Consider the following 20,102-nt stretch of genomic DNA (forward strand, 5'->3'; position numbering starts at 1 on the left):
AATTGATTGCTTTTTCTTTTGAATTCCCTGCCTCCTATCTCTTACACCTTATTTTAGTTACCACTGTGGAGCATTTAAAGTACCTGAATAAATTTTTCTGGAGATACCGTACGCGGCTCCTGTTGGGTATAGTGTTTGTTACCCTTTCCAATTATTTTCGGGTCCTCCAGCCGCAAATGATCAGAGAAGGCTTTGATCTGGTGGTCGAGCATATCAGTATGTATCGCCTTTTTGATGGTTTTGCCCTTCAATCGGAATTTTACGGGGTATTGGCCAAAACCTTGCTCTATTATGGTTTGCTGGTTTTGGTGTTGGCCTTGGTCATGGGGATATTCATGTACTTTATGCGGCAAACCATTATCGTAATGTCTCGCCTCATCGAGTACGATATGCGAAAGGAGATTTTTCAGCAGTACGAAAACCTTACTCAGGCCTTTTATAAGCGTAATAAAACGGGCGACATGATGGCCCGTATTACCGAAGATGTTGGTAAAGTACGAATGTACCTGGGCCCAGCGGTTTTATATGGTATTAACCTGGTTTCTACCGTTGTTTTGGTTGTTTATAGCATGTTGCAAGTGAGTGTAGAGCTGACACTTTATTCTTTAGCGCCACTACCATTTTTGTCGATTAGTATTTACTATGTCAGTAATATTATCAACAAGCGTAGCTACCTCATCCAGCAGCAACTTTCCAACCTCAATAGTACCGCTCAGGAATCTTATAGTGGAATTCGAGTGATTAAAAGCTATGTTCAGGAACGTGCTATCCGCAAGTTTTTTGCCGGCCAATCGGATGAATTCAAAGACAAGTCGCTTGATTTGGCCAAAGTAGAGGCTTACTTCTATCCATTAATGTTGGTCATGATCGGAGCAAGCACCATCCTGACAGTTTACATTGGCGGGCTACAAGTAGTTAAAGGAACTATTACTGCCGGTAATATTGCTGAATTCGTCATTTATGTAAATTTGCTTACTTGGCCAGTAACAGCTGTAGGCTGGGTGGCCTCTATCATCCAACAAGCTTCCGCTTCTCAGAAAAGAATCAACGAGTTCTTGTCTCAAAAACCAGAAATCTCTAACCCCGTTAGTAATGGTAGCCCGCAGGCACTGCGCGGTTCTATACATTTTGATAATGTCTCCTTTGTGTATCCGGATACAGGTATCAAAGCGCTCGAAGGGTTGAATTTAAAGCTGGAACCAGGGCAGAAATTAGCTATTGTAGGAAAAACAGGTTCTGGAAAAACCAGTATGGCTGATCTCCTTTTGCGGATGTACGATGTAAGTGAAGGAACTGTTTTGGTTGATGGGAAAAATATCAAGGAGCACGACCTTGCCAACCTGCGGGAAAGAATCGGCTACGTTCCTCAAGACGTATTTCTTTTCTCTGATACGGTTGGTAATAATATTGCTTTTGGTAAAAGAGATGCTAAGCAAGAAGATATTGAAAAGTTTGCCCAGTATGCTGCGGTCTATGATGATATTCAAGGCTTAAAGAATGGTTTTTCTACTATGGTAGGAGAACGTGGTATAACGCTCTCTGGGGGACAGAAACAGCGGGTTTCCATCGCCCGAGCATTGATCAAAAAGCCAGATATCATTATCCTTGATGATTGCCTCTCCGCAGTGGATACGAATACTGAGAAGCAAATTCTCGGATACTTCAATGAATCATTGGCTGATAAGACAACCATCATCATTACACATCGTATCTACAGCCTGCTTTCTTTTGATAAAATCATCGTTCTTGAAGATGGCCGTATTGCCGAAGAGGGAACCCATCAGGAATTAATTGAGCAGAAAGGCTACTATGCCGACATGTACGAAAAGCAGTCTTTAGAAGAAGCACTCTGATTTTTAGCCCATTTGTTTTGGTTTTTTCGCCAAATATTTACTTTTGTAAATCAACCACCTCATTTGGCAATCAAAAATCAGTAGTCGTGGACAACGATAACAACAACAGACAGCGGCAGGAAAGTGAATATTCGAATAAAGTCCGCGCCGGAAAAAGAAGAACCTACTTCTTTGATGTGCGTCGTACGAAAGGAGACGATTTTTATCTCACGCTCACTGAAAGTACCAAACGATATAATAACGATGGCTATGAGCGGCACAAGATTTTTTTGTATAAAGAAGATTTTAACCGCTTCATCGCAGGGTTGGAAGATACGATCAACTACGTGAAAACGGAGTTGATGCCTGATTACGACTACGATGAGTTTACCCGTCGCCATGAAGAATATGAAGCACAACGTGATGCAGAGGATAACTACAAAAAAACTTCAGTAGAGCCTGTTGAGCTGGAAAATGAAGAGGATATGACCTGGTAACAGGACAATTATATGTGCTAAAAAGAAGCTATTCCACCCCGGGATAGCTTTTTTTTATTAAAATAAATCCACTTAGACTTCTTCTCTCGTAAGTAGATGTGAATTGATTCTCCAATTAACCACATTATACTATGCGACAAATCGTCCAACAATCGATCATGCTCCTTTTGGGAGTGTTTTTTATCGCCTTGTCATCCCTTAAGGCAGAAAGCATTATCATCTCTACAAATACAGATGATGTCATTGGCTCTTTAAGAGCATCCGTGAATGATGCAGTAGCGGGAGATACCCTTGTCTTCGCATCAGCAACCAATAACTTGAATTTTAACCTGGTCAGCGGGCCGATCACCATCGATAAGTCCTTGGTGATTATGGGTAATGGTTCTGCCAATAGCAATATCAACGGTCTTGGAATATTCCAGGCTTTTGAAATCATGGGGGATGTTACTGTTGAAATTCGTGGCTTGCGAATTTTTAATGCTTCATCTACCGCCAGTGGTGGGGCTATCTCTAATACGGATGCTACCCTAATCATCGACGATGTGATTATTGATGATTGTCAGGCGCTTGGTAGTATGTCAACCCAGGGAGGGGGAGCTATCGCTAATATTGGTGGCCAGCTTACCATTAGCAATAGCTCACTTACAAACAACACAGCTGCAGGTATTAGCGGTAGTGGTGGTGCTATCATTAACCTCAGTGCTGGTAGCCTTACGGTAATCAACACAACTATTAGTGGTAACTCAGCTAATCGCGCCGGCGGTGGTATCGAAGATAACTCTGGTGGCATAGGTTTGGTAACGCTTACTGACGTAACACTTACCGGCAATACAACAGGAAGCCTTCCGGGTAATGGCGGTGGCCTTCACGTAACAGGCGCTGGTAATGTAAATATTACGGGTGGCGTAGTAAGCAGTAATACCGCAACTGCCGAAGGTGGCGGCTTATGGAATGGTGCGGGAACAATGACTATTGCGAGCGTAACTATTGAAAACAATAGTGCTGCCGGAAACGATGCTGATCAAGGTGGCGGCGGTGTCTTTAACCTCAGCGGTACCGTAGAAATTACCGGAAGTACAATGATTAACGCCAATATGGCAACGGGTACTGCAGGATCTGGTGGTGGTATTCTCAATGATGTAGGTGCTACTTTAACCATTACAGGCGCAACGATCAGCGGTAATAGCGCTGTTCGTGCAGGTGGTGGTATTGAAGACGTTTCTGGTGCTGGTTCAACCGTAACTCTGAATAACGTTACGTTGAGTGGAAACACGACGGGCAGCTCTCCCGGTAATGGCGGTGGCCTTCACGTAACAGGTGCTGGTAATGTTGATGTTAGTGGTGGTATTATCACGGGTAATACAGCTACAGCTGAAGGCGGTGGCCTTTGGAATGGCACAGGTACCATGACCATTGCTGGCGTGATGATTCAAAATAATACCGCTGCGGGCGCAGGTGCCGATCAAGGCGGTGGTGGTGTCTTCAATGCAGGAGGTACTGTGATGATAAACAGCAATACGACCATTGTAGGAAATATGGCAACCGGAACAGCAGGTTCTGGCGGCGGTGTACTTAATGACGCTGGTGGTACACTTACTGTTGCTAATGCAAGCATTAGTGGCAACAGCTCTATCCGCGCCGGCGGTGGCATCGAAGACAACTCGGGTGCAATGGGATTTGTATCGCTAACCAATGTGATGTTGACAAACAACAACACAGGCGGCTCCCCTGGTAATGGAGGTGGTTTCCATATCTCTGGAGCAGGCAATGCGAGTATCACAGGCGGCGTAGTAAGTGGCAACACCGCAACATTAGAAGGAGGTGGCCTCTGGAACGGCGCTGGTACGATGACAGTAACAGGTGTCACCATCGAGAACAACAGTGCTGCTGGAGCTGCACCTGACCAAGGTGGTGGCGGTATTTTTAACCTTAGCGGAACAGTAAATGTAAGCGGTAACACAACGATCAGTGGCAATATGGCAACAGGCGCAGCCGGTTCTGGCGGTGGAATCCTCAACGATGTAGGGGCAACCCTTACCGTTACGGATGCTACGATCAGTGGCAATAGTTCTGTCCGTGCCGGTGGTGGTATCGAAGATGTATCTGGTGATGCAACAACGGTAACGCTAACGAACGTAATGTTGATGACGAATACTACAGGCGGTTCTCCCGGTAATGGAGGTGGTCTACACGTAACCGGTAACGGAAACGTAGATATCAGCGGCGGCGTAGTAAGCAACAACACCGCTACGGCGGAAGGCGGTGGTCTATGGAATGGCGCAGGTACGATGACAGTAGCAGGTGTAACAATAGAAAACAACAGCGCCGCTGGTGCTGGAGCCGACCAAGGTGGTGGTGGTATCTACAACCTAAGTGGCACGCTAATGGTAAGTGGCAACACAACGATCAGTGGCAATATGGCAACAGGCGCAGCCGGTTCTGGCGGTGGAATCCTCAACGATATAGGGGCAACCCTTACCGTTACGGATGCTACGATCAGTGGCAACAGTTCTGTCCGCGCCGGTGGCGGTATCGAAGATGTATCTGGCGACGCAACAACGGTAACGCTAACGAACGTAATGTTGATAAATAATAGCACTGGCGGTTCTCCCGGTAACGGAGGCGGATTCCACATCACCGGAGCAGGTAGTGCCAACATAAGTGGTGGTGTAGTGAGTGGTAATACCGCAACTGCTGAAGGTGGCGGCTTGTGGAATGGCGCTGGTACGATGACCGTTACAGAAGTTAGCATTATGAATAACACAGCTACTGGTGGTGGAAGTGACCAAGGTGGTGGTGGTGTTTTCAACGCTGGCGGTACGGTAGAAATAATAGCCTCTACGATAGCCAACAATATGGTTGATGGCAGTGGAGCTGGTGGTGGCGTTCATAATGATGCAGATGGTACGATGAATGTAACTTATTCTACCATTAGTGGAAACACAGGTACCCAAGCGGGTGGTGGGCTAGCCAATAACGGGAGCCTCACCGTGACAGCTTCTACGGTTACCAATAACACTGCCCAAACAGAAGGTGGTGGTTTCTTTCAATCGACAGCTTCTTCTTCAATAATCATGAACAGCACTTTGGTGGCGGGTAACTTTACCGGTACTACAGGTGTGGATGTGGCCGGTATGGGCAGCATTGGCTCAATGGGCTATAACCTGATAGGTGTAGACGATAGCGGTGCTTTTACAGCAATGATGACAGATACCGTGGGGACAGAAACACAGCCTATCGATGCAAATCTCGATGTGTTGGCAGATAACGGAGGGGCAACTATGACCCACGCGCTTCAGTGTCCAAGCCCTGCCATTGATGGTGGTGATCCTGATAATAATGAAGCTGATCAGCGTAATTTGATGGTCTTTAATGATCGTCGTGACATTGGCGCTTTCGAATACCAGGAAGAATGTATTACGGCGGTAAGAGATGTTGTAAAACTTGAAGGTAGCAGTATCTATCCTAATCCTGCTGTAGCTGGTTTCGCATGGTTGGAAATTCCGGAAAGCTTTGGCGAAGAGGTCGTTGTACGGATTAGTGCAATGGGATCGGGGCAGCTTTTGAAAACAAAGCAGTTCAACACAACCGGTATTGTTCGCCTGGATTTATCAAACCTTCCAGCAGGAATGTACCAAGTGCAGTTGTTTGCGAAAGGAGGAGCTGTGTCGCACAAGTTGATTACTACAAAATAGAACAAGCTCTAAATATGAATAATGAGTTTATTCATGAGTGCCAAAGAATTTGGTGATATGGTTTTTAGCACGAGTATGATGTAAGACAGCCCCGAGCTTTCGCTCGGGGCTGTTCTTTAATATAGCTAGGAGGCAAATTGGTTTTATTAAAACCGTACTGCGACTCCTGCCGTAGCTATTGAGAGGCCATAACTAAGCTCACCAAAAAGGCTAACGTTGTTATAGACCCGGTAGCTGGTGCCAAGGAAGGCGGAAAAGAAAAGCCCGTCTCTTTCCTTGGGTACTGGAAAAAAGCTTGGTTCGCTATCTTTTTTATCACTTTGAGTGGTGTAATCTATATTGCTATTGGTATAGCCGAGTAGCATCCCTCCATAGAGTTCGAATTTTTCGAAAGGGTTGGAATGAAGGGCACCACGGAGAGCTATCATCTGGAAGTTGTTGCGTACAAGTCTTGTCTCACCGGTATGGTGTTCCTGCATGGCCTGGCTAATGGAATTTCCAGCTAATAAACCGAGACTAAACTTTTGAGTTGGCCGGTAACGTACTTCCAAAGACACCGGCTGCAATTCCGTTTTAGCATGATCTTTCATAAATGTAGGAAGTAAGCCAATACCTGCCCGTACTTCCCAATGTGGCATTTTTTTGCTGTTCTGTGCTTGCAGGTTAGTAGTTGCTACAAAGCAAAAAGTGAGGATTGTAAGACTGATTGAAAGTAATTTGAAGTAACGCATGATATTCGGGGTTTTAATTATTGACTTCAATTTTGTATGGGATTTGAAATCAATATTAATAATGGGTATACAGTTCTGTTTTCTTAATGGGTTTAACCATTAAAAATTAAATAAAAGTGCCAGGACTAACATCGTTGTTAGTCTAGTTTGAATTCCAAAACCAGATGCTCAAATGATTACTTTATTGAATAGGTAAAGTAGACTTAGAGCGCGTTGTTGTTCAATGCTTCAGGAGAAAAAATAATTGGGTTTCAGGTTTTTCTTGATAAAATGTTAGCTAAATCAAGGTTGTATGTTTTCGTTCTCACAAATATAACGGGTTGAATGCCTATTGTGCTCCCGCATATTGTAGATTTAACGATTTTTTTAGATTTATCTTTTGCTTTTAACATTAGCATTACGTTGAATAGGTTTTAGAAACGTTACACCGGCTGCTGTACTTTTTAACGCTTTTCTTGTTAAGCCATTTTGTTTTCATACCATTAAAGTATGATTAACTGAAAATAGTTTTTAAATGGCATTATCACAAGCTGTATTGTGTAAAAGGCGGTTGAGCGTGAGTAAACGATTCTATTACTCTTATAATGCAGTACATTAAAAAAGACACAGAAAAAAAAGACAACCCCTACTAAAAAAGTAGAATTTAAAAACAATGACACTTAGCCGACAAAGCAGTCAGGGCTATTTTTTGCCGAGTCTAGCCATGAAGAAGCCATCGTACCCATCTTCTTGTGGGAGGAGGATGCGCTGTTCTTCTAACTGAAAAGACTGGCCTTTTTCACTGGCGAGGAAAGTTTGCACCTGGTCTTGGTTCTCACTAGGGAGCACACTACAGGTTGCGTAAACCAGCTTACCGTCCTTTTTTACCATCCGGGAATAGGATTGTAGTATTTCTTGTTGTACCGTTTTAATACGATCAATAAACTCGATATCCATTTTCCATTTTGAATCTGGATTACGACGGATGACTCCCAGGCCGGAGCAGGGAACATCGAGGAGTACGCGGTCTGCTGATTGGCTTAATCGTTTGATAACTTTACTACTGGTAATAGGACGGGTATCTACAATGTGAATCCCGTTTCTGCGCGCGCGTTTACGTAGTTCGTTTAGTTTCCAGCTTTCGGTATCCAGGGATATGACCTGACCTTTGTTATCCATAAGGTTGGCCAGGTGGAGCGTTTTCCCCCCTGCTCCTGCGCAAGCGTCAATAACCCGCATACCGGGAGCTACATCCAGGAAAGGAGCTACCTGCTGGCTGCTAAAGTCCTGCACTTCAAAAAGACCAGCTTTGAAAGCGGCAGACCGAAAGAGTGCTTTGCGCTTGATTACATGAACGGAAGTTTCGCCGATAACTTTGCTGGTAATTTCGTCTTTTTTTAAGGCAGCGACCAAACCCTTGGCATTGCCTTTAAGGGTGTTAACTCGTAAAATTACTTCGGCTGGTCGGTTGAGGGCATGTAGGGTAGGGGCCCACTGTTCTTTTAGCTCTTTTAGGCCTAGTTCATCCAGCCAGTCGGGGATGGATTCAGCAACAGCGCGTTGTTCTTTGGCTTTTCTGTACCGCTGCTGGATAAGTTCCGGCTTCAGTTTTTTGAACTCGGTCCAGTCGGGTAGTCGGTGACCATCGATTATATAACGGATGCCAATAATTTCCCACCAATCGTTTTCTGTGCGCGGTTCGCTACCTCGTAAAGTGTAGAGGAGCCTGTACCAACGAACGATCTCGTAGATATTTTGAGCAATAAATGCCCGATCACCAGCACCTCTGCGAGGATCTGCCTTCAGGGTGCGTTCTATGACTTTGTCTGCATAGAAGCCATCTTGAAAAATAGCCGAAAGTGCTTCAGCAATTGCCCGCAAATGCGGTGGGAATAATGCAATAGGTTTATCTTGCGCCATGCGGCAAAGATACCATCAATTAACAGCTTGTACCTATTCCTGATCACTTTTTTGCGCAATACTTATCTATGGAAGAGAACGATGTTTTAGACGATTTGAATGAGGAGCAACCTGATTTGCCAGAACACAGGCAGCGCTGTTTTCGTTTTTTATGGTATACGTTGGGAATCGTCCTCGTGATGATAGGGAGGCTTTTACTGGCTGGTGGTAGTGGAGAAACGGGAGCCTATTCCTATTTTGGAGTGAGGTTAAGCTATCTCTTTTCTTTAGGAGTAGTAGGGGTATGGCTTTTTGCTGGCCTGGGGAGCTTGGCTGGAATACGTGCGATCAAACAGGAAAAGACGGATTTATTACTTATTGGAGCCTTAACGATGCATTTAGTGACACTGAGTTTGAGTACGGGATTTCTCTATAACCTGATATTTGTTCTTGAATAAGCTGTAACTACACCTCTCCTTGTCTTTCCTTGCGGGCAATTTTTTGATCGTTATTGCTTTCGTAGATCGTGTAATTTTCGTACTTGGCCAGATCTGTTTCTACCCAGATATCTTTTCCAATATTACAAAGGGTTACGAGTTCATCGTAGAGAATATTCCCTTGTTCTGTCCGACGCTCTACAGCGATATCTCGTTCTGCTACTTTATCCTGTTGAATGTTTAGTGCATTTTCGAATTGCCGACATGCATCCACTACTTTTTGGATGACATTCTCGTTCATACCCACTTCTGCAAGAAAATCTATTTGCTGACGAGCCACTCTGGCCACTCGGCGGCCGCAAAACAGCAATTGAGCGTCCGTCATGTCTCCAAGTTTTGCTGTGCCAAATTTCCTGTAACGTCCCGAACGGTTACTGTACTTCATCCCTACCCTGGTCATTACCGAGCGAATTGCTCCTTTGAGCTTTTCCGCGGAGATGCTTTTCTTTTCGGTGGTAACCATTTGATCACCAAGTACTTCGTCATCATCAGGGAGCTGCCTGAATTTTTCGCATTTATCCATGAAAGCTTTTAACCGATGTTTGTCATAACCGTATTTAGTGAATTGGGCAATGTCACGTTGAGCATAGCGAATCCGTTCAAGAGACTGGACGTAAAGATCGGCATCCGGGAAATTATACTTACGGTTAACGGCTTGCTTTTTCATGTTTTAGTAGTATTTTTACAAATATAACATCTTTTTGTTTGTAAATTTATGTTTTGATTAAGAACATTTTGATTTTTAGTGTAGTTTTCGTTTACTCCGTTGTGGTTTTCTTTAAATGGATGTTTGAGGCATAAGGGGGGTAAAATGTACTGGCACTGGCATTTATTAGCCCTGTTTGCTTTAACTAAAATCAACCTTAGCTCTAAAACAGTACGTTTTCGGGTTTAAAACAACCACTCTTGTGGGTTTTCCTACCGTTTCCTATTTGGAGGTATACTTGGGCAATAAGTGTGCTACCGATCCCCTGCAAAAAATGCACGTAAGAAGGCTATTTTCTACCGTTTTCTAAGTTGGCAAGATTTATTGGTGTACCACTTGGTAATTAGTGTACCTTTGACACATCGACCGGAATAATAGCAACTATCTTTCGTCCTGCTAATAACAAATTATAATTTTTTTTGGAGTTTAACTCCCAGCAAATCACTATCTCATGCTTTGCGGACGTAAAAGATAAAAAGGAGATAAATCATTGGTACGACTCCCCTCAAACTAATGATTTATTCTTCTATAAGATGTATCAGATGGAAAAAATTTGAAGAAGCGGCTCGCATTTGGCGGGCCGCTTCTTTTTGTTGTTACCTCTCGAAAGTACGGTCTCTAATCTAGTCTATTCTGGTTTTTTAATACCTACCCTGGGCGCGCGAAGCCGCCAGTGTGCTCAATGTACAGTCAGTGAGGTCAGCATACGGCCCAAAATACTACAAGGAGCATGAAATTATAATAAAGCGTAGTCGTTTGCTTGTGGTAAGGTGAAATCCCTTATTTTTATCAACCATCAACCATCAACCATCAACCAAATATGAAATATTCATTTTTCCTCCTACTTTGCTGCTTCTCATTGAACATATTTGCCCAAAGCGAAGCCGCCGAAGGAGAAGGCATGAACTTTGTAGAAATGCCGTTTGACGAGTTGCTGGCTCAGGCTAAAGAAGAAAATAAAGTCATCTTTATCGACGCCTATACCACTTGGTGCGGCCCCTGTAAGATGATGGCAGCTAAAGTATTCCCCGAAGCGAAAGTAGGGGAGGTTTACAACGAACGCTTCATCAACGCTAAGTTTGATATGGAAAAGGGCGAAGGCCCCGCTATCGCCCAACGCTACAGCGTGATGGTTTATCCTACCTACCTTTTTGTTGACGGCAACGGTGATATCGTACATAAGGGCATTGGTTACATCCCCCAGGAAGAATTTCTTGCGCTGGCCGATGCCGCGATCAGCGAAAGCAGCCTCGGTGTAATGAACAAGCGCTATGACGGAGGTGACCGCAGCGGAGAATTCCTTGCAGCCTATAGCCAAGTTCTTACTGACGTTTACGAACAGGAAAAAGCAGGTAGAGTATCCGGTGAATACCTGGAAATGCAAGAGGACTGGTCTGCACCCGCGACGATTAAGCTCCTTATTGCTAACCCCGGAGAACTCGGCGGCAAGCGCATGAATTACCTCGTGGAAAACGCCGATAAAGCCATGGAAATCGCCGGTGCTAGCAGCTTCGTAATGACCATGCAGCAGGCTATAGTTGGCCACTATATGGCGGAGAACAATATGCGTGAACTCCCGGCAGTAGCTGATATAGTCAGCCTTTACGAAGAGTATGGTGGCGCAATGGCTCCAAGGTTACTAGCCCATTATACCATGCTCCACGCTGAGCAGGTGCAAGACAATGATGCTTACGTGTCTGCCGCTGTAAAGTATTATACAACCTATGGTAGCGATAGCGCGATGGAGTTGAACTCTGCCGCTTGGACGATCTTCGAATCAAGCGACAATAAAGATCATCTCCAGCAGGCCCTAGTTTGGGCAAAAATGTCAGTTGAGATGCAGCCCGGCTACGCCAATATGGATACCCTGGCGTGGCTTTACCACAAGATCGGTGATGAGAAAATGGCCAAAGAGACGGCTATGAGAGCCATCGAGCTAGCGAAAATCGACGGCCAGGATTATTCCGAGACGGAGAAAATTCTGAAGAAGTAGCCAATGTTTGAACCATGTAAGGGGGGATAAAATTGTAGTGCGTTTTACCATTCAATGGTGTCCTGTCACACAAGGAATAGCTACGTTTACTAAATGCGGTGACTAAGACGTAGTTCAGGCATAATAGTGGCGGTATATTGTAGTGTTTTTAACCTAAACTACTACCAATATGGAAACGCGCCTTTCTTTTACGCTTTGTATTGTTTTATGTCTGATAACTCATTGGTCTTTGCTGGGGCAGGAAAACTGTGGCCCTGCTGATAATTTCCAAACCTTCACAGGTAACGCGGTAGAAGCTACACTGAGTGCTTCGGGAAGTTCCTTCTGGGATGGCGACCAAGCAGGCTTCTCGGTGGGCATCACGCCCGAAGAGCGGATCACAACCATCTTGACTCAAGGCTTGTGGATTGGAGGACAGGACCCTGGGGGGAATTTAAAAGTAGTCGCTGCCAGATCAGGACTACAAGATGGGCTAACTGATTTTTATCCAGGTCCTTTGAATCACGGAGACCCTAATTATCCAGGAGGAGGGGCACTAGCGGACCCCGTGCGAGGGACAACGAACCTGGAAACTTGCGACAATTGGGATAAAGTTTGGATGGTGACCAGAGCGGAAATTGATGCCGTTCGTGCAGATTTTTCGGATAATGGTGTGCTGGATGCTGATCACCCCGCAGTATTATCTTGGCCTGCTAAGGATAATCCTTTCTTCTTTGCGAACAATGGTTTTGAATTGCCACCTGTGGAAGTTATAAGTGATTTGGCTCCTTTTTGGGATGCTGATGGGGATGGTATCTATAACCCTGCTGCAGGAGATTACCCCATCGTAAGAACCAATATGGAACAGCCGGATGTAATGGCCTGGGTAATCTACAATGACAGTGGTGGCGATCACGGAGAAAGTAATAGCCCTACTAAGCTACAGTTTGAATTCCAACAACTGATTTGGTTGTACAGATGCAGTGAAGTGGAATGGCTAAATCGTACTGTCTTTAGTCGGTATCAGTTTACGAATTGGGCGATAGAGCGACTAGATTCCGTACATGTGGGGTTATGGACGGATTTTGAATTGGGCTGCCCAGAGGATGATTTTATTGGGTCTGCACCAGAACTGAATACCTACTATGCCTATAATGTAAATGCTACGGATGGCAATGGTAGTGAGTTGTGTTCGACGAATACATTGCCTCTTGCGGGAATTCCGCCAGTGCAGGCGGTTACCTTTCTGGATGCTCAGATGTCAAGTTTTTACTACCACGAAGCTACTGGTGAAAATACCCCATTGGGATTGCGGGAACCAGTAACCCCCCAAGAGTACTACAATTACCTCCGAGGCCGGTTTAGTGACGGAAGCAAGATGATTGCGCAAGGAGTTGGTTACGACCCATTGAGTTCGTTGCCAGCAACGGATTTTGCCTTTCCTGGGAGACCACAGAATGCCGAGGAATGGTCGCTGTATCAAATCTCGGGAGCAGAAGTAGAACGTTTTGGGGTAGGTGCCGTTAACCTTACCGACTTTTTGCTTCCAGGCGGGCGCATGAGTATTGATGTCGCTTTTTCTTTTCATCATGCTCCTGATAGTAATCACCTTCAGCAGGTAAATTTGATGTACGATAATGTGGAGGATTTGCGCGCTTTGTATGCTAATAATTTTTACAATTACTGTGAGGTGACCAGTACCGATGAGCTGGTTGAGGCAGTATCTGTGAAGATATTCCCTAATCCTACGGCAGGACAATTAGAGCTAGTTGCTTACGCGGAAGACATTGAAGAAGTGGTAATATGGGCTGTTCATGGGCAGCAGATGATGCGCGTAACGCAGGTGAGAAATCGCAATTTGGCAATAGACGTGAGCAGTCTGGCCGCTGGTTTGTACTTTGTGCAAGTGAAGGTAGGAGGCCTATGGCAGGTGCAAAAAGTGGTGAAAGAATAGGTTTAATTGAAGGACCAAAGGCATGAAGTTTTTTTGAACCATGTAAGAAAATGTAAAGGATTATAAGGGGCGCTCGATAAGTTAAATTCACGAATTTAACTCGCGCAATAAACGCCCCCATCTGCCAATAGCAATTGTCGCGCAGGCCTTTAGGCCGGAGCGCGGTGCCCGGAGGGTGCAAGGATGAAGGATAGTAGCGGTTCCGCTTCTTAGGGTCGGGTTTTAATCCCGACCCTAAGGAGCGGAAAGAGCGGATAGCCTGGTGCCGAGGAACGATGGCACAGCCCCTGATAGTATGTCTTCTGTGTTAATTCTTGAGAGGTTAGCTAAGGAGAACTCCCCTGCTTCGGTTATTTTTCATTATTTTTGGGGATATTTAAATAAGGTGGATTAATTCACCTTGTTCAGGTATTGATTTTACGACCTAAAAGAAATTTTCCCGATTTACGGGAAGCTGCTAATTCTCCCATATACCGGAGGCTCTTTACGGAGCCTGCAATTGCAAATTATAATCTGCCATGAAAAAATCCTTGGGGCAACTCTGCCTATTCCTCAGCCTTTTCGTGTTTACTACTACGATGCTGCAAGCCCAATGCGGCCCTGGTGAAAACCTCTACGTTTACTGTTACGAGAATGGCGAAGTCAATACCACGGCTTTCGAAATTTGTCCGAGCGCGGGAAATACGGCTACGGCTACCATTCTGCAAGGAGTTTTCGAAGACGGCATTGATAACCTAACGGTATTTCAGGGAGCAAGCGGTACAGGTTCAGGTACGGGAGCAGTGGCTATTTATGGCCCAGTAAGTGGTGACGTAGGCATAGGCATGCCGACGATTAACGCCAGCGTAGCTGATGAGTGTCTTATTTTCATTGTCAATAGTGATAATATTACCTTGAGTTGTGACGATGGAGGTTTGGGAGAACTGCAAGTTTGCGGTAACGGAGCAACACCGAATACCAGTTTCATGGCCCCCGTTGACCTATGTGTGGATGCGGGCGTACAAACGAACCTTAGCGGAGGTGTTCCTACGGGCGGCGTATACAGCGGGCCTGGCGTAACTGATGATGGTAACGGGATGACCTACAGTTTTGATCCTGCAGCAGCGGGAGTGGGCACGCAGACCATTGTTTATACGGCCAATGGACAAGCAGCAGATGACGACGTGGAGGTGCTGGCGAATGGTACTTCGAGCTTTGTCGCGCCTGCTGATCTTTGTATAGATGCGGGAAGATTAGACAATCAAACGGGCGGCTCTCCGGCTGGCGGAACCTATAGTGGCCCCGGCGTAACCGACAATGGAGACGGCACCTACGATTTCAATCCAGCAGTAGCTGGGTTGGGAGTACACACCATCACTTACACTTCTCCATTGGGATGTTTTGGTGATGCAATGGATGATATAGAAGTACTGGCGGCTTGTGGCTGCCCGGCAGGCACAACGACTTACTTCAATTGCTATGGCGATAATGAAACCGATCTGGTCATCTTTGAAGTATGCCCTAGTGCAGGACAGTTTGTTCGTGTCACGATCGACCAGGGTACTTACGATGTTTTTGAAGACAACCTCACGATTTACCAAGGAGCCACAGGCTCAGGTACTGCAGGAATAGCTGTTTTTGGGCCTCAAGGTGGTGATTTGGCGGGTGTAGTTGTATCGGCAACTGCTGCGGACGAATGTCTGATTTTCGTCAATAACAGCGGAAGCAGCATCAGCTGTATGGCTGGCGATGAGATGCCACTCGTAGTTTGTGCAGAGGACTTTAATGGGGTAACTTTCACGGCTTTACCTGACTTGTCGGTAAATGCAGGTATACAAACAGGCTTGAGTGAGGGTAGCCCAACGGGAGGTGTTTACAGTGGTCCTGGCGTTACCGATGATGGCAACGGCATGACCTATACCTTTAACCCGGCTGTTGCCGGAGTAGGTGTGCATACCCTAACTTATACAGTAGGAGGGGAGTCGGCCTCTGATGATGTAGAGGTGCTGAACATTCTACCGCCTTCTTTCTCAAAATCTTTCAATCCTAATACAATTGGTGAGGGGGCTGTAACTACTTTAACTTTCACCATTGATAATACGGGCTCCGCTACGGGCTTGACAGATCTCAACTTTGTTGACAATTTGCCAGCAGGAATGACGGTCGCTGCCGTGCCTGCCATCACGAGTACTTGTGGGATAAATGAAGCTAATATCACTGCGGTAGCGGGTAGTAGTAGCATCACGATGACAAACGGCGAAGTTGCAGCCAATGAATTCTGTACTATTTCGGTAAACGTGACTACGAGTACGGTTGGAACTTCGACGAATACTACGGGGGACCTCACTTCTTTTGCGGGAAATAGTGGAACTGCTTCTGCGAATTTGACTGTAAATGCAGCTTGCCCACTCTTTTCCAAAAGTTTCAGCCCTGGCACGATTAACGTTGGTGAAACCAGTACGTTGACTTTCACTATTGATAATTCAGGAGGAGGAGTAGACTTGAATAGTGCACAGTTTATGGACAACCTTCCTCCTGGCTTGGTTGTCGCCAATCCGGCGAATATAACCGTTACCTGTATGAATGGTTCGGTTACTGCGGTACCTGGCTCCAACAATATAACCTACGGACCAATAGTCTTTGGGCAAACTACCGTTGCGGCAGGAACAAGTTGTACGATAAGCGTTGATGTAGAAGCAATTTCTGCTGGTACTCAAAACAATGTAACAGAGAATTTTTCGATCCTCAATAATTTCTTCCAGACGCTTAATTGTGGTGCTGCTGCTGCTATTTTAGAGGTAGTAGAACCAAACGAAATATTACTACAAAAGCGCTTTGTTACCAATCCGGTCTCTCCTGGCGGGACGACTGAATTGGAGTTTACGATAACTAACCTGAGCCGTGATTTCACTGCTACCAATGTATCTTTCACCGATGATCTGAGTGCCGTACTCGCAGGTCTAACGGCCACTGGCACCCCGTTAAATGATATTTGTGGCACGGGGGCTCAGTTGTCAGGAACTACATTGTTAACATTTACCGGAGGAACTTTGGCACCGAATAGTTCTTGCACGTTCAGCATACCCGTGATGGTGCCTGCCGGAGCTACCTCTGGTACTTACCCTAACACAACCAGCGCAATTACTGCAGATATCGATGGAAGTGTAGTAACAGGCAATCAAGCCAACGCAAACTTGTTTGTGCAGTACGTACCCACATTTACCAAAAACTTCTTAAATGATCCGATTCCGGCTGGTGGAACAACAACACTAGAGTTTACGATCACCAATACCAGTCCAACGGATGCGTTGACGGATATCGCTTTTAATGATAATATATCGCAGTTTATTTCAGGTACAACAATAAGCGCCTTGCCCGCCGCTAATTCTTGCGGAGCAGGCTCGTTTTTCTTTGAACAAAATATCAGTGGCCAGTCAAACTTTAGTATGATTGGGGGGAATATCGCCGCTGGTGCTTCCTGTACTTTTAGTATTGACCTTAGTATACCTTCTAATGTTCCATCTGGATCATATACGAATACAACCGCTGTATTGACGGGGTCATTAAATGGTACTACCGTTCAGGCTTCTCCTGCTACGGATGATCTGGAGGTATTGGCTATTCCACGCTTAGCTAAAGCGTTTACCGATGATCCGGTAAATGCGGGTGATATTGTGAACCTTGAGTTCACGCTTACCTACGATGAATTTGCTACGGGTAACGCAACAGCCGTCTCCTTTACAGATGATTTAAATGCAGTCATTGCAGGAATGTCAGCGATAGGCTTGCCGATGAACGATGTTTGTGGTGTAGGATCTCAGATCAGCGGAACCACCAACCTCAGCTTCACAGGAGGTGATATGGCACCGGGAGAGGAATGTACCTTCACTGTACCTGTACAGGTGCCGGCTGGAACTACTCCTGGTACTTATACAAATACCACCAGTGCTTTGTCTGCTACCGTAGGTGGGCAAGCAGCTACAGGAGAGGCGGCTACCGATGATTTACTTGTTGGCGGATTTACTTTAACGAAAGAATTTATTCCATCAACAGCTTTACCTGGCGAGTTGGTGACCTTGCGGTTTACCATAGACAATACGACTGCTTTTGATGGTACTAATATTATTTTTACGGATAATTTGAATGCTGTTATTCCTGGCCTGACGACAGAAGGGGCGCTACCTACAGGTGCTGCGGCCTGTAATGCTAGTACCGTTTCTGGTACAACATTTTTCATATATGCAGGAGGTAGTGTTTCTGCTGGCACATCGTGTAGTTTTGACATTCCAGTTCGGATACCTCTTACTGCTGCTAATGATGATTATGTCAATACGACGTCCAATGTGACGGTTAATATTGACGGTGCAACGCGGGTGCTACCTGCTGCTACGGCACCACTCACGGTGGATAATAATCGTATTCAACTTACGAAAACCTTTACGGATGATCCGGTTGCACCAGGTGGTACTGTTACCGTAGAGTATACGATTACCAATCTGAGTGCTACAGAACCCATCACAAATATTGCCTTTACCGATGATTTTGATGCTACGCTAACAGGCTTGGCGGCTACCGGTTTGCCAATGTCGACTTGTGGTGGCACGCTAAGTGGTACAGGCTTACTGAGTTTTACAGGCGGAAGTCTCGCAGCCGGTGCTTCGTGTACCTTCAGTGTGACTTTACAAGTGCCTGCTAATGCTCCCTATGGTAGTGTGTACCCTTCACCTACCAGTACTGTAACCGGAGACTTGAATGGACTGGCTGTTGTAGGTGACCCTGCTACGGATGATTTGACTATTGAATCGATCATCTTTACCAAAACATTTAGTGGACCAATAGCCCCTGGAGGTACAACGACTTTGACCTTTACGATCACCAATGCTAATCCAACAGAAACTGCTTCTAGCATTAGTTTCATCGATGACTTGGATGCAGTGGTGAGTGGACTGATAGCGACAGATTTGCCACAATCTGGTATTTGTGGAGATATTTCTGCTGCAATGGGGAGTTCTGTGATCAACTTTGGTCGCGGAGAATTGGCACCTGGAGCTAGTTGTTCATTTGATGTGACCGTGATGGTGCCTTGTGGAACGGCAGCCGGTACCTATAACAACGTAACAAGTGTGCTTACCTTCGACCAAAACGGCACAACAGGGGAAGCTCCTCCGGCTACCGATGATTTGGTAGTTACGGCCAGCGCTTCTGTAGCTTTCACAGCTCCTGCTGATTTATGTATCGACGCAGGTGTGCAAGCTGGCCTTGGTAGCGGAACCCCAACGGGCGGTGCTTACAGCGGCCCTGGTGTTACCGATAATGGAAATGACACTTATGATTTTGACCCAGCAGCAGCTGGTGTGGGTACGCATACCATTACCTATACCACTACAGATGGCAACGGCTGTATGGCTAGTGCCAGTGATGATGTAGAGGTGTTTGCTTTGCCAGTAGTAACATTTACAGCTCCTGCTGATTTATGTATTGATGCTGGTGTACAAGCTGGTTTAGGCGGCGGTACACCTCCACAGGGTACCGTTGATGGGGACTCTGGTGTTTATAGTGGCCCTGGCGTCACGGATGACGGCAACGGAATGACCTATAGCTTTGACCCTGCTGCTGCGGGAGTTGGTGTTCATACTATTACGTACACTTATACCGATGATAATGGCTGTTCTGTCAGTGCTAGTGATATGATAGAAGTATTTGCTTTGCCGGTAGTGATGTTTACCGTCTCTGCTGATTTATGTGTTGATGCTGGTGTACAAGCTGGTTTAGGTGGTGGCACGCCAATGGGTGGCGTTTACAGCGGTACAGGCGTTACCGACGATGGCAACGGCATGACCTACAGCTTTGATCCGGCAGCGGCAGGTGTAGGTACGCATACACTTACCTATACCGTAGGGGCGTCAGGTTGTTTTGATAGCTCCAGTGATGATGTGGAAGTATTTGCGTTACCCGTAGTAACCTATTCAACTTCTGCTTTGGAAAATTATTCCGGTGGTGGTTTTTGTGTAGATGCAGATGGATACCTTGATCTTCAAGCAGGATTACCTGTAGGAGGCGTTTACAGTGGCCCTGGTGTGTTTGACACAGGGGAGGGAGACGAATATCTCTTTACACCTTCTGACGCAGGCGTGGGCGTGCATACGATCACTTATACTTATACCGATGCAAATGGTTGTACAAGTAGTGCTAGTGATGACATAGAAGTTTTCGCACTACCTACCGTAAACTTCACTGCTCTTGCAGACCTATGTGTTGATGCCGGCGTACAAGCTGGTCTTGGCGGTGGTACGCCTCCACAAGGAACAGTTACAGGAGACCTGGGTGTTTATAGCGGTCCTGGTGTTACCGATGACGGCAA

General features: G+C 45.8%; 10 protein-coding genes. 7 read left to right on the plus strand and 3 right to left on the minus strand.

All coding sequences use genetic code 11. The features are described 5' to 3' along the window. Positions 1-65: 65 nt before the first annotated feature. The 3 genes from ACRBG0_RS23565 (at position 66) to ACRBG0_RS23575 (ending at position 6,024) form a co-directional block, all read left to right on the plus strand. A complete protein-coding gene (locus tag ACRBG0_RS23565) occupies positions 66-1,853 on the plus strand; it encodes an ABC transporter ATP-binding protein (protein ID WP_431489308.1) in 1,788 nt (595 codons plus the stop codon). A gap of 86 nt (positions 1,854-1,939) precedes the next feature. Next, positions 1,940-2,329 (plus strand): DUF3276 family protein, encoded by a 390-nt coding sequence (locus ACRBG0_RS23570; RefSeq protein WP_431489299.1) that lies wholly within the window; start codon positions 1,940-1,942, stop codon positions 2,327-2,329. 131 nt (positions 2,330-2,460) lie between these two features. Beyond that, positions 2,461-6,024 (plus strand): choice-of-anchor Q domain-containing protein, encoded by a 3,564-nt coding sequence (locus tag ACRBG0_RS23575; RefSeq protein WP_431489300.1) that lies wholly within the window; start codon positions 2,461-2,463, stop codon positions 6,022-6,024. 146 nt (positions 6,025-6,170) lie between these two features. Here ACRBG0_RS23575 and ACRBG0_RS23580 read toward each other — a convergent pair whose 3' ends face one another. Then, positions 6,171-6,755 (minus strand): hypothetical protein, encoded by a 585-nt coding sequence (locus tag ACRBG0_RS23580; RefSeq protein ID WP_431489301.1) that lies wholly within the window; start codon positions 6,753-6,755, stop codon positions 6,171-6,173. A 681-nt stretch (positions 6,756-7,436) separates the two neighbouring features. Beyond that, entirely contained in the window at positions 7,437-8,654 is a 1,218-nt protein-coding gene (locus tag ACRBG0_RS23585; RefSeq protein ID WP_431489302.1) for an RsmB/NOP family class I SAM-dependent RNA methyltransferase, read from the minus strand. Between the two features lie 68 nt (positions 8,655-8,722). Between ACRBG0_RS23585 and ACRBG0_RS23590 the strand changes: the two genes are divergently transcribed. Further along, positions 8,723-9,091, plus strand: a complete 369-nt coding sequence (locus tag ACRBG0_RS23590) for a hypothetical protein (protein WP_431489303.1) — start codon at positions 8,723-8,725, stop codon at positions 9,089-9,091. A gap of 7 nt (positions 9,092-9,098) precedes the next feature. On the opposite strand, the gene ACRBG0_RS23595 is transcribed toward ACRBG0_RS23590, so the two are convergent. Then, positions 9,099-9,797, minus strand: a complete 699-nt coding sequence (locus ACRBG0_RS23595) for a hypothetical protein (RefSeq protein ID WP_431489304.1) — start codon at positions 9,795-9,797, stop codon at positions 9,099-9,101. Positions 9,798-10,656: 859 nt separating this feature from the next. On the opposite strand from ACRBG0_RS23595, the gene ACRBG0_RS23600 reads away from it, so the two are divergent. From ACRBG0_RS23600 to ACRBG0_RS23610, 3 genes are all read left to right on the plus strand, one after another. Beyond that, positions 10,657-11,829, plus strand: a complete 1,173-nt coding sequence (locus ACRBG0_RS23600; RefSeq protein WP_431489305.1) for a thioredoxin domain-containing protein — start codon at positions 10,657-10,659, stop codon at positions 11,827-11,829. 169 nt (positions 11,830-11,998) lie between these two features. Beyond that, complete coding sequence (locus ACRBG0_RS23605; protein ID WP_431489306.1) at positions 11,999-13,762, plus strand: T9SS type A sorting domain-containing protein; 1,764 nt, start codon at positions 11,999-12,001, stop codon at positions 13,760-13,762. A 518-nt stretch (positions 13,763-14,280) separates the two neighbouring features. Next, positions 14,281-20,102 (plus strand): beta strand repeat-containing protein (locus ACRBG0_RS23610; RefSeq protein ID WP_431489307.1); only part of this gene is annotated, 5,822 nt, incomplete at its 3' end.

Source organism: Lewinella sp., from assembly GCF_050633125.1.
In the GTDB taxonomy this organism is placed as follows: Bacteria; Bacteroidota; Bacteroidia; order Chitinophagales; family Saprospiraceae; genus Lewinella.